This is a genomic window from Flavobacterium bizetiae (assembly GCF_902804475.1).
GTDB classification, from domain to species: domain Bacteria; phylum Bacteroidota; class Bacteroidia; order Flavobacteriales; family Flavobacteriaceae; genus Flavobacterium; species Flavobacterium bizetiae.
Genome location: NZ_CADCSU010000048.1, coordinates 1 through 13,181, shown reverse-complemented (window position 1 = coordinate 13,181; position 13,181 = coordinate 1). Strand labels below are relative to the sequence as shown.

Annotated in this window: 10 protein-coding genes; 7 read left to right on the top strand and 3 right to left on the bottom strand. The window is 35.1% G+C overall.

All coding sequences use genetic code 11. The features are described from left to right. The 3 genes from FLACOL7796_RS24635 to FLACOL7796_RS04535 all read right to left on the bottom strand — a co-directional run. A partial coding sequence (locus FLACOL7796_RS24635; RefSeq protein ID WP_232067292.1) for a hypothetical protein occupies window positions 1-230 on the bottom strand: 230 nt, incomplete at its 3' end. A 154-nt stretch (window positions 231-384) separates the two neighbouring features. Next, complete coding sequence (locus FLACOL7796_RS04540) at window positions 385-1,305, bottom strand: DUF4238 domain-containing protein (RefSeq protein ID WP_173969646.1); 921 nt, start codon at window positions 1,303-1,305, stop codon at window positions 385-387. A gap of 279 nt (window positions 1,306-1,584) precedes the next feature. After that, window positions 1,585-2,064, bottom strand: coding sequence for a RodZ family helix-turn-helix domain-containing protein (locus FLACOL7796_RS04535; protein WP_173969645.1), 480 nt, complete (start codon window positions 2,062-2,064; stop codon window positions 1,585-1,587). Between the two features lie 574 nt (window positions 2,065-2,638). On the opposite strand from FLACOL7796_RS04535, the gene FLACOL7796_RS04530 reads away from it, so the two are divergent. The 7 genes from FLACOL7796_RS04530 (at window position 2,639) to FLACOL7796_RS04500 (ending at window position 13,113) form a co-directional block, all read left to right on the top strand. Further along, on the top strand, window positions 2,639-4,162 hold the full coding sequence (locus FLACOL7796_RS04530) for a TonB-dependent receptor plug domain-containing protein (RefSeq protein WP_232067291.1): 1,524 nt from the start codon (window positions 2,639-2,641) through the stop codon (window positions 4,160-4,162). Then, the gene (locus FLACOL7796_RS04525) at window positions 4,086-4,478 is read left to right on the top strand and encodes a plasmid mobilization protein (RefSeq protein WP_173969644.1); all 393 of its coding nucleotides are present in this window, start codon (window positions 4,086-4,088) and stop codon (window positions 4,476-4,478) included. The genes FLACOL7796_RS04530 and FLACOL7796_RS04525 overlap by 77 nt, the downstream gene beginning before the upstream one ends. Then, on the top strand, window positions 4,466-5,080 hold the full coding sequence (locus FLACOL7796_RS04520; protein WP_173969643.1) for a relaxase/mobilization nuclease domain-containing protein: 615 nt from the start codon (window positions 4,466-4,468) through the stop codon (window positions 5,078-5,080). The genes FLACOL7796_RS04525 and FLACOL7796_RS04520 overlap by 13 nt, the downstream gene beginning before the upstream one ends. A gap of 268 nt (window positions 5,081-5,348) precedes the next feature. Beyond that, window positions 5,349-10,598, top strand: coding sequence for a hypothetical protein (locus FLACOL7796_RS04515; protein WP_173969642.1), 5,250 nt, complete (start codon window positions 5,349-5,351; stop codon window positions 10,596-10,598). Between the two features lie 18 nt (window positions 10,599-10,616). Further along, entirely contained in the window at window positions 10,617-11,360 is a 744-nt protein-coding gene (locus FLACOL7796_RS04510) for a hypothetical protein (RefSeq protein WP_173969641.1), read from the top strand. 78 nt (window positions 11,361-11,438) lie between these two features. Further along, entirely contained in the window at window positions 11,439-12,104 is a 666-nt protein-coding gene (locus FLACOL7796_RS04505) for a hypothetical protein (RefSeq protein ID WP_173969640.1), read from the top strand. 157 nt (window positions 12,105-12,261) lie between these two features. Beyond that, a complete protein-coding gene (locus tag FLACOL7796_RS04500; RefSeq protein ID WP_173969639.1) occupies window positions 12,262-13,113 on the top strand; it encodes a hypothetical protein in 852 nt (283 codons plus the stop codon). Window positions 13,114-13,181: the final 68 nt, after the last annotated feature.

The following is a 13,181-nucleotide window of genomic DNA, read 5'->3' as shown; positions in this document are numbered from 1 at the left end:
GAATCTATTTCTTCTATGTCTATATTGATTTTTAAGTTTTTAATCTGGGAATTTATATTAAGCGTTATAATGAAACGTAATAAATCAGCTAATAATCCAAATTTATATCTAGTTAATTCACTAGGGATGGTTATGCTTACTTCACCTAATTTTTCATTGAGTATATATTTTTTATACAACTCTTTAATTTTACTAGAAGAAGTGTTCTTGAAAATTTGTATTTCAGTCATTTGGTTATTATATTTAAACTTCTTTTTAATATTGCCTATAACGTCTTGTCGTTAAAAGATGTTTGCAAGTTATCAAACTGTGTATTTTCTGCCTAAAGGAGATATGATTAAAAATGATAATTCCACTAAATTAACAAATGTCCTACAAAGGCTATCATGTACTGGCATATTCCGTAAATTTGTAAAGTATTTGAAATACTGTTAAATTAAATGAAGTGTTGTTTCCTCTTGCGACAAATCTTTTATAAATTTCTACCACTTTTTCGAGATGGTCTTTGTCACAACAAGCAACATTTCTTTGAGCTAGATGTAATGTTGAAACATCTCTAGCATTTGAAAAATCAATAAGAAACTTATCGATTTTCTTTTTTTCGCCGTTTAATAGAAAATTTTGGATTTCATCTCGATTTATTCTTGTAGAAAATACCATAGTGAGGTCTTTTGTCACAGGAAAAACAAAATCTTCAAAAATTTTTTCACTAATTATAGTTGCTTCATTAAAAGGGCAATCGCCAATAAAAGAATTTATAGGTGAACAAACTAAAAAACTATTTTCTAATAGTGTTTTAAAATTTCCTTTAAATCTAAAAGGTTGTATTGCGAGTAGTATTCTTTTTAATTCTTGTTGCATATCTAATTGAAAATGCTCTTCTAAATCAAAATCAAGTTTTTCATCTTTATCATTTTTCAACCCAAAGCCTAAGTCATTTATTGAAAATGCTTCTTTTGCTTTCTGGAATGCTTCGTCATATTGCGGTACTCTCCACTTTGAGATATAAGCTAGAAGTAATATTTTCTTGAAATTCAAATCGGATATTTGATTTGTTGTTGTTATTTCAGTAAGAACACCACCGAACATAGTATCAACTGAAGAATATACTTGTTCAATTATGTCATCATTAATTCCTTCAAGATTTACGAAGGTATTTCGGTCGTTTTCAAGAAACAAATTAATTGAATTGCTTTCAAAAAATTTATCAGAGATTTTGTCATAAACATATATTAATCCTTTGTCAGTGGAAAAATTTTTTGTCATAAACTTTGGGACATAATGATGTCTTTTTGATTTATTCATAATTTTTTGGGTTGCTTGCACATAACTCATTTACATCTACCATAAAATGGCTTGAATGAATCTAATTTTATTGGCTTTGTGTCATTACAGTTATTTTTATCAAACATACGAAACCTCACTTGTATTATTTTACGGTTTTCCGTAAGATATTAAGAATAGTTAATTACAAAATAATTCTATTAGCAGTTAAAAGTATACCGTATAAATACCCGTTTTTAAAATTTATAAATAAAATAAAGATGCCATAGCATCTTTTAAAGTGTTTTTATAATGTCTCTATTATTTAATTAGATAAAGATTTCTATTTCCAACTTTTGTTATTTTGAGGATATTTGCTTTAACAAACCTAATTAATATTACAGAAACATTTTTTGACTCAAAGTCTGAATTATAGTCAATAGTAAGTTTCTGAGTCACTTCACGTGCTGATCTTTCTTTATTAAAATAATCAGACTTTATTAAAGCATTAATTCTATTTGTTAATCTTGACTTCTCAAGTCGAGAAGCAGGTAATGAAAATCTAGGCTTTACATCCAATGTTACATCCATAATTTCTTTTGGATGAATGCCTAAAGAAAAACAAACATCTATAAAATAAGACAGGTAAGTCTCTAATCCAGTTTCAATATTTAATATAGTATTATAGGTAAATCCGGTCATTGCAGCTAAATCTTCAATCTCTAGTGCTGCTTTAAGTCTTTCATTTTTAAGTTTTTCACCTATTTTTTTTAGTGCAATTTCATTTTTATATCTAGCCATCTTCAAATTGACAAATTCATTTGACTACAAAAAATACTCTAAAATGAAATTTTGTAGTTAATAAAAATTTGTTTACATTTGATTTTTAAAAAAAATTTGCGATTCTTCATATAAGATATTTGAAGCTTTCGCTTTGAATCCTGTTTCAAAAAACTTGGCAGTTTAAACCCACAGGATGATAAGTTGATTGCTCACGCTTACGGCGTGGGCTCACTTATTTGTGGGTTGGTATGCCAAGTACCTTTGAAACAATAAGATGAGTTCCGCGCTTTTTTTATGGATAAAACTCTCTTATTAATTCTTAGTGATATTCCTTCTTTTTTTTAGTATAAGTTTCGCTTGAAAAGTCGAACCTTCATACCTTCCACCTGTGAATAAATAAACTATTATCATTATGACCATTAAGCCGTTTAGTTAATGCATAAAAAATGGCCCTCTACTGCAGCGACTAAACTAGTGTAGAGGACCGTAGCTAATCAAAATCAATTTAACTAACCAATCCCAATATTATGAATAATTTTTCATTTTACAAGGATGGGAAAGCTCTCTATTGCCTTTTTTTATATGGTTTTGTTTGCCTTTTTCATCTTTATTTGCCAAGAGCTCTTATCGGCATAACTTCAATTTTTTCCAGCAGATCGAAATAAAAGGAACTGTTAAAGATGGCTCAAATCCGCTGCCAGGCGTTACTATTTCTGTAAAAAACAAATTGAATGTTGCAGCTATATCTGATTACAGCGGACAATATACTATTGCTGCAGCTCCAGCCGATACTTTAGTAGTTTCCTTTATCGGATTTAAAACAGCGTTTATTGCTGTGAAGAACAGAAAAGTAGTGGATGTCCAATTGCATTATGATACTACCATCCTTCAGGAGGTTCGTGTCAATGCAGGGTATTATTCTGTTAAGGAAAGTGAGCGAACTGGAAATATCGCAAGGATTACCTCTAAAGATATCGAAACGCAGCCTGTCACCAATGTGTTGGCCGCCATGCAGGGGCGAATGGCAGGGGTGAGCATCATACAGCAGACGGGAGTGCCCGGCGGAGGATTTGATATAAAAATTCGAGGACAGAACAGTCTGCGGACAGATGCAAACCAGCCGCTTTACATAATTGACGGCGTGCCCTATTCATCAGACCCTGTTGGATATAATCAGACTTCTTCCATTTATCCAGCTGTTACAAGTCCCCTAAACAGCATTAATCCTGACGCAATTGAAAGCATAGAAGTATTGAAAGATGCTGATGCCACTTCCATATATGGCTCAAGAGGTGCAAACGGCGTAGTATTGATTACAACCAAAAAAGGTAAAAAAGGCAAAACTGTTTTTACTGTAAAAACTTCCACTGGCGCAGGCAGTGTTGCAAAGTTTATGGATTTAATGAATACCGAACAATATTTGGAAATGCGCAGGCAAGCTTTCCTAAATGATAAAATTCCATACAGAGCTACTGATTATGATGTTAATGGCACATGGGATCAGAATAGATATACCGACTGGCAGAAAGAATTAATCGGAGGAACTTCGGTAATTAACAATGTACAGGGAACCATTTCAGGCGGCTCTGACAAAACGCAGTTTCTTTTGAGCAGGAATTATCGTCAGGAGAGCAGTGTATTTCCAGGCAGTTTTCCGTATAAAAAAGGCGGTGGACAGTTTAACTTAAATCATACTTCGCAAGATGATAAATTTCGATTAACATTTTCTGCCGGATTTACAGCTCAGAAAAACAATCAGCCTGCTTTTGACCTGACATACGATGCCCGAAGTCTTGCTCCTAATGCTCCTGCGCTGTACAATCCAGACGGCAGTTTAAACTGGGAAAACTCAACTTGGGAAAATCCACTTCGCAATTTGAATGCAGAATATAAATCACAGACAAATGATCTTGTCACAAATGCTCTGCTTTCATACGAGATAATTCCTAGCCTGTTTATCAAAACAAGTTTAGGCTATACAAATCTAAATACTATTGAAACGAGAACGTCTCCGTCATCTATCTACAATCCAATTTACAATGCAACTAGCGCCAACTCCAAACAGGAGCCGTATTGTGGGACTGCGTTTTACGCCCCAGGAATATGCCGTTATTGAGAGAAAATGGAAAGCCACTACGTGCCGCAAACTAAGCGAATATTTAAGGAAATTTTTGTTCAATAAAACAGTTACCACCAACTATCGTAACGAGTCTTTAGATGAGGTTATGCACGAAATTATTAAGCTCAAAAATAAGCTGCACGCTATTGGAAATAACTTCAACCAGAAAGTAAAAAAGCTGCATACTTTAAATCAGATTCCGGAATTTAAGTCGTGGATTATTGCCAGTGAGCTTGACCGGAAAATACTATTTAACAAGATGGATGAAATAAAAAAAAGCATCCAGAAAATCTCAGAAAAATGGTTGCAGTGATAAAGACCGGGAGTTCCCTGCGCAACATTTTCAACTACAATGAAAACAAAGTAAAACAGGGTGCTGCAGAGTGTATCGGAGAAGGAAATTATCCCCTTGAAGTTGATAAATTAAGTGCCGCAATGAGGCTTAACAGACTGTTGAAACTAGCAGCCTTGAACGACAATGTAAAGCGGAACAGTGTGCATATATCCCTAAATTTTGATCCATCGGAAACGGCGCTTCCTAACGCAAAGCTTGTTAAAATTGCCCATGCTTACATGCAGAAAATTGGCTTTGCAGATCAGCCGTATTTAATATACCGGCATCATGATGCAGGGCATCCGCATATCCATCTGGTTTCAATTAAAATAAGAAAGGACGGAAGCAGGATTGATATGCACAATATAGGCCGCAACCAGTCCGAGGCGGCAAGAAAAGAAATTGAAAAAATGTTTGGTCTGGTGCAGGCGCAGGGGCGGAAAAACAGTAATGATTTAGAGATCATACCCATTGGTGCGTGGCAAAGGTCAGATATGGAAAAATTCAGTCCAAAAAAGCAATCAAGACAGTGCTTGACCGAGTGCTTGAATACTATAAATATACAAGTCTTGCAGAACTGAATGCGGTGCTGCAGCTCTATAATGTGATAGCTGACAGGGGAAATGAGAATTCAAGAACTTTTAAAGCTGGCGGATTGGTGTATAGAATTCTGGATTAAAACCGAAAGCCTATCGGTGTTCCAATAAAAGCCAGTGACTTTTATAATAAGCCGACATTATTGGATTTGACGGCTGCTTTCTAATAAAATTAAATTGTTCTTTTTTGTAATATTTCTTTTCATATATTGAAATCATTTATCTTTGAGCTTCCTGCTAAATATTGCTTAAAATGTCAAAAAATAAGAAAGTGCCTGCTGTTAGAAATGTTGCAACACCAAAACAGACTGGCGGCGGTGGAATTGTTTTTGAGAATAAGGTTACTGCCTGGTTTTGCGCCCATTTTCTGCAGGATAGTTTGTCCCTGAATAGTGAGGTGGGAAGGATCATTAGAATTGATTTTCAGGTAAGGGCAGAAGGGTGGCTCTTTGATGATCTGCTGCTGACAAACAAAAATGCTGACAATCAAATTTGCAGGGTAGCAGTATCTGTAAAAAGTAATGTACAGTTTAATAATTCTGGACCTAATAATGAACTATTGCACGATTTATGGAACCAGTATCTTGGGGAGCCTGCTAAAGTATTCGACCCTTTAAAGGATTATCTCTGCATTGTCAACAGCCCAATTTCAGGCGCTGTTTCATCTGAATTAAGAAGCCTGCTTACCTCGGCAAAGGATATGGATCCCCAGGTATTTCTTCAAAGAATTTCTAAAGATGACGGCGGTTTTTCTATTGCGAAAAAGCAGCTGTTTGCTGGTTTTCATTGTTCGGCAGATATTGCCTCCAGGCACAATATTACACATCATGATACTGTAGTGCTGCTGAGTAGATTATTCTTTCTTGAATTTGATTTTGAAAGCTCAGCCTCTGCAAGTGAGAATGCTGTAATATCAATTGCAGGTAAAGTACTTCAGGAGCCTGATGGACAAAAAGAAATCCAGCTCTATGAATCATTATGCAGCATCGGGAGCGAATTGGCTCCTGTTTCGGGATATTTGGATTATGGGATGTTGATTAAAAGGTTCCGTCATAAATTTGATTTGAAAGGGTATCCTAACCATGAAAATGATTGGGCCAGAATGCAGTCAATAAGCTCTGTAAATCTTTCGGCGGTTAGAGATTCTATCGGGGAAAATCTTAGTCTGCTAAGAACTGATGAATTGGATCAGTTAAAAAGTGAAATTGATAATAATCATGTTGTATTTGTGCTGGGGAAATCAGGACATGGAAAATCTGCTCTTGTAAAGAAATTGGTGCAGCGGGAAGCCTTGATGCTCAATAATTATATATGGATTGATTCCCAAAGCATTGCCTCTGGAACACTTTCGCAGTATTTCGGTCTGCAGCATCCAATTTCAGAACTTTTTAAATATTCTCAAAAATCTTCTTCTTATCTGATCATAGATGGTGTGGACCGTTTTTTTAAAGAAGAACAGTTAATGATAATTTATGAAATTATTAAAGAAGCTGCTGCTCCGGATTCAGCATGTAAAGTGATTTTTACCTGTCAGAATGATGATTATAATGATGTTATGGAAAGATTGTACAGAATTAATATCCCCCTTAAATCAGCAAATTATTCTGTAAATCTAAATATTTTGGACTATAGGCTGATGATCTGCAGAGAAATTCCAGAATTGTCTGAATTGTTTAAGCATGAGCATCTTCATGGAATCCTGAATAACTTAAAATATTTGGACCAGCTGGCGTTTAAATTAGCTGCAGGAACCTCAATTCCAGATAAGGACCTTGTAGGGGAAACAACTATTATAGACTGGATATGGAAGGATGAATTTGATAGTACCGGATCCAGATTTATGCAGTATTACGCTGAAAAACAGGCGCAGTTATTTTCCCCCGCCGTTCCGGTATCAGATTTTAGTATTTCAGAATTAGAACCTCTGGATAGATTAAAAGCAAAGAAAAATATTTACGAGCAGGATGATAAATTATTTCTGGTTCACGATCTATTAGGTGACTGGGCCAGATACAAGCTTTTACGTTCGAAGGATAAAAATATAAAATCTTACCTGATTTCTTTGGAATTAAGTTCGCCTTTATGGCGTAAGGCTGTGAGGCTTTATGGAATATACCTGCTCGAAAAAAATGACAGTGGGAGTTCCTGGAAGGCTTTAATAAATTCGATGTCCGAATTTGAGCCTAGGGAAAAAATCATTCAGGATCTGCTCCTTGAATCAATATTTTTTTCATCCGATACATATAAATATTTAACAGTTCTTTACGGTTGTTTAAAAGAGAACGATGGTAAACTTTTTAATCGTTTCATTGGACAGTTTTTGATTAAGGCAACCAAGCCTAATCCCAATGTAATGCAGATTGCCAGACAGCAGGGAAAACTAACAGCAGCCGAAGCCGCTTCTTATCACAGAATACCTGATTTTTTATATTGGTCCGACTTAATAGAATTCTTATTTGAACATAAAAAAGAGGTGGTGCATTATTCCAGAACAAAACTGGCAGTCCTTTGTTTAATGTGGCTGGAAAATACAGCTGCTGGCTTTCCATATCGCGAAAAAATTTCTGCAGTTGCTCTTGAAAATGCCTCTTGGGTGTTTGATTTTAGCTTCAATAATGGCTATGTAAACGGTGATGCTGCCCAGGCGGTTTATAAAGCATTTTTAGCCGGTGTGGCGGAGCATCCCCAGCCGGTAATTGAGCTTGCATTAAAATTATGCAAGAGAATCAAAGTGGAAAGGCCGGAAAAGGGCGATGCAGAAAAAAATGCTCAAAGACCAAGAAGATCGCTCCTGCAGGCTGCGAAAATAAGAGATGAAATTCAGTGGCCTGACGGACCTTATGAAAATGTTGATACAGCATTTGAAAAAGTCTGTCTTAATGAAAATGCATTAGATGCCATGATTCTGCATTTTCCTGAAAAAGCGATGGAAATTGCACTTGCTTTATTGATTGAAGGCCCAAAAGAAGTTTCGTTTGATTTTAATTCATCACATTATAATTTAGATATTAATGAACCTCGCGGCTGGTTCCCTCCATTTTACACTAGAGGTCCATTTAATTCGTTTTTCAGGAATAATCCTGCTGTTGGTGCGGCACTAGTAGTGAAACTGGTCAATTTTGCTTCCCAGCAGTGGACAAATGACCTGAATCACAGGAAAAAAAGCATACCATCAATTAATGTGGATTATAAAGGAAGTGTAAGAAATTATATTGGGGATGATCGTGTTTACTACTGGTTCAGAGATATGACCGGAGCACCTCACTCTATTGTGAGCGCATTGCAGGCTCTTGAAAAGTTTCTGATTGATGAAATAGATAAATCTAATGATATTAGTTATTATATTGATTTTATTTTAAGGGAAGGAACTTCGTGTGCTTTTCTAGGACTTTTAAATTCTTTGGGGAAGTACAGCCCTCAGCTGTATTTGGGGGCTCTGAACCCTTTGCTGGCTGTAGTGGATTTTTACTTTTTGGAAAAAGACCTTGATTTTCTTGGAAATGGAATAGAAGGCCATCAGATGATAGGTACAGATAGTTTTAATTCAAGAACATTGGAATTAGCCAGAGAATGGCATAATCTGCCCCAGAGGAAAATATCAATGGGAGCAGTATGCATAAGTCTTTTTCTTGAAAATGAAGAGTTAAGGAAGCAGTATGCGCCAATAGCTGCCCAATGGACTATTTTATTAAACGGGATAGATAATGATAAAAGAACTTCGGATTATCTTAAACGTCTGATTTCATTTTTTGATTTTGATAACTATGCTGCGCAGGGAGGAGAACAGAATGCTCCCCTCTTTTATAAAGAACCCGAATCACTTAGTGAAGAACTGCAGGCTGCAAGATTAGATGCAGAGCTGGGACTTGATCTGATTGCTTTTCCCTTCAAAAGCCTGCAGGCAGTCAAAAGTGAAACAAAACTCAATGCGGACCAGTGTATCAGCTTATGGGAAACTATTCTGAAAATTTCTGAAATCCCTGATGACTTCCCTTATCATTCCTTTGGAGGCAGCCAGCAGAGTGTTCTTGCTGGCTGCGCATTTCTATTTTTTAATAAAGAAAGCTGGATCAGACAGCATCCGGAAATAAAAGAATGGACACTTTCTTTTATTGAGAATGCTTTAAAGAATTATGAGCCTGGCCCTAATTCTTTTTACCAGACTGATATGGAAGATTCCTGGAGTGCTTTTGCATCAAGGATTTTAGCTGCTCTCTGGACTACTGATATAAAAAGCAAACGCTTTCGTAATTTGGCGGCAGATTTGGTCATAAAGTGTCCTTATGATACACTCAGCATCTTTTTTCATGAAATAGCAGAAAGAGTGTCATGGTCTGAAGGTAATTTTGTGCAGCTCCAGAATCTTGTTATCTTTCTTGCACTGGGTAGCGATAAAAGTTATAGTTCGAAACTGCCAAAGTATGGAATCGAAGGTTCTTCTTCGGAACCTAAACATTTTGATTTAAACGAGTATGTTCAGCAGGTGCGTCAGAAATTCATAGACGAAAGTATAGAAAACAAACTCATTGACTGGTCACAACTGCGCGAGGTGAAGTCAAAAAAAAGCAGCAGATGGGACTATGACGGTAATGATTTTGAAAGAAGGCCGGGTATAAGTAAGATAATGCTGCATCATGCATTTGCTTTAGTTCCCAGCTTAGAGGGTCTTTCAGACGGCGATCGAAGTCATCTCTGCCAGCTTTGGAAACAGATGCTCGAACAGATATTATTTGAACGCGGACCAATACAGAAAAATTTTTCAGATCAAAGCGAATATCCGGACGAATTTGACAGGTGGGTGCTTAAGAAAATTTCCAGATTGGTTCTTGATGCTGAGACTGAAGACAATCTTGACGGTGAGGAGTTGTGGAAGCCGCTGTTTGCATACGGCCCGCAGCTGTCGGACTGGATTGTGATATTTATTGAGGACTTTTTTATAAGCAATATTGAACGCGGGGATCGGAAAGACGATTTTTATAAATGCTGGCGTTCGATGGTGGAATTTGCCGGCGCTTCCCAAAAATGGAATACAGACCAGCATTACACCATTAAGGATATTGAACAGGCATTGCTCAGCGTTAATGGAACAATGGTAAATTGGTGGAACAATGACAATTATGCGTTTTTTTATGATAAGGCTGTTTTTGAAGTTTTAAAATGGGGAAAGAAGAAAAGTTACGATCAGGATGTTGTTTATAAAATATTAAGGATTATGAAGACCAAGCCAGGATCGAAATTCATTAAAGAGGGGTTGGATATAATAAACGGTTATCTCAATCTGCGTAAAATTGGTGACAAGATTGGTCCCAGGGATGGTTATGTCAGAAGAGAATTTGCACATGAAAATTATTTGGCAGGCACTGCTAGTTTTTTATGGGAAAACCACTCAGGTCTGATTAAAGGAAATGACGAATTGCTGGATGCATTTAAAGAAATTATTACTTATCTGGTCGCGCAGCAGAATACAATCGGATTGGAATTGCAGGAAAGGATTCTGATTTAAATCTTTTAAAGATGCTTTATGGAAAAATACAGATTGTTATCAGCTGAATTATATGAAATGCTCAGAGAGAAAGGCCTGCAGTATTTGTATCATGCAAATACGGTTAGTACATCACTTACTTTTATAAAACAGAATGCGTTACTTTCTAGGGCTTATGTTGAATTTAATACACTTGTTCAAACCGGCCAGAAATCAGATGCTGGAGATAAAGAACATGATGTGTGGGACCATGTTTTCTTGGATGGGGAAGACCTGCATAAAAGATATTCTCAAGCCAACAAATATGGACCTGTCACCTTTAGAATGAAATTGGAGCTTTTAAAAGCTCCTGAATTGGAATACATTTACATTACAAGATCAAATCCGATGTATTGGAAAAAAAATACCCCGGTTGAAAAGAAATTTTATGCATCTATTGACGAGGTTAAGGCTGATTATTTAAGTGGCAGAAAGTTAGATTCGCAGATTATGTTTACCCTTAAGGATACGCAGAAGAAGGTCGCGCTTGATAAATTTCTGGTGGCAGTGGGAATTGACAAACCTGAAATTTTAATCAATCTTAAGTCAGGAGGGATGAAAAATGTTGGCGAGTACACTTTTGAAAAAATATCAAAAACACTGGCAGATTCTGGTTTGGAAAACGTTCCGGTTTATTTCCGCCACGAAAACGAAAGTAGATATTGCAGATGTAATTTTAACTATACTTATTATTATAATTTCGATTATCAGGAGTTTATGAAAAGATTTTATCCTTTTGAATAAACGGCCGCTCAATAAAATGGAACAAATTTAATGATACATGTACAGTTTATTCAATAACAAACAAAACAAGATTCAGATATGAACTACTATGGTCCTTTTTTAACTTTACTGTTTTCAGCAATTGGGTTTCATATATTATTGATTAAATATTTCCCTCAAAATAAACGATTTTGGAAAAAAGTTGATTATGCTTGGGTTTCTTTAGGAATAATTGGAATATTCGGAGCTAGTTTTTCATTGCAAAAGGAGTATGTGGCAGCTACAAATCCTTTGCATAAATATTCTTTAAACTTCGCTTATGATGAATATGTAGAAAGTATAAGAGATCAAAAAAAATACTTTTTAGATAAAGATGGATTTGATTACAATAAATTCGAGGATAAGCAGCAAGTCAAAAAGTTTTTAGAAGCTGGAAAATTTTATGACTCTTTATTGGATTTATCAATATTATATAAAGACAAAATTTTAGTGAAGGAAGAATTTGCTTATGTGGATTCACTTTCCACGTATCAGTCTGTTTTTCTTGATAAGATTGATGATAAATATATTATAGATAATTTCAAATTTGTAGATTTTTCTTTTATTAGAATTAAAGAAGAAGCGAAAGAGATTAAAGCAGCTGAAGAGAAAGCTGCTAGAGGAAGTTTCAATTGGATGCTTTTGTTTATTTCTCCATATTTATTTGCATTGGCAATATCAATCAGGATTACAAAAGTGACAGCAGAATTGAAAGAGATCAGTTGATATATCTCTGTAAGTTAGAGTTCATAGATATGGTATTTTGCCTATTTTAATTTTCATTTTTTTTAACGCCTTTATTAATTTATAAATTCTGTTATATAAATCAAGCTGAAATTAGCTTGAAGTTTTTAATTACTAATAATATTTTGCAGCTTAACATATGGATTGGAACACATTTTTATCTACATTATCACAGTCAGCAGCTGGATTAATTGCCATTGTTGCGGCATTTGTAATTTCAAAGCTTTTAGGCGAAAATGAAAAGCAGGAAACATATGATAGTCAGGTATCAAAGCTGATCATTGATTATAATGATTTAATTCAGAGAATATCCATTAGAAAATTTACATGGTATGATCGTAGAAATATTGAATATAGCACGGATGTTATTGAGGCAGTAAAAAATAATGAATTTTCAAATTTAGCTGACAATGAAAAACTGAATTTACTTTTTTTGCTTGAGCCGCATTTGTATAAAACTGATGTATGTTTGGATCAGCTAAATCTACTAATAAAGAAATATGCGCCGCAGACAAATAGTTTAGGAATGACTTTTTCTTCTTCAATGCCGCTTCTTGCTCCTAATGGCTTATGGGACAAAATAGGAAAAGAAAGAGAATTGATTAATCAGCTTCAAATAGACAGTTTTACGCTGATTAATAATTTCAAAGACGTAAAATCCGATTTTATAAATACGATGAATGGTCTTGACTCATTTAAATATACATTGTATATATTGGCATTTGGTTTTTTTCTCACAGTAGTATATCCTCTGCATTTTATGCCTATGAAATTAGACATCTCTCCTGAGATAGATTTTAGTTTAAAAGCCTTTTATAGTACAGCATTTAGTATAAAAGGCCTTTTTTTATTCTTTTTATCATTAGTTGTAGTATTGATTTTCGGATATTTTATTTTAGTTATAAAAAGAATAAAGAGGAAGTATTTAATTCTTGAAAAGGAACTAAGTGCTATCTACTTTGATATAAAAAGTTACTGCAGGTATTTTTAATCCTGTCTCTTATACCAAAATCCGACCCAACGAAAATAGCGATCATGTCGTATGCCGGGTTATGATTG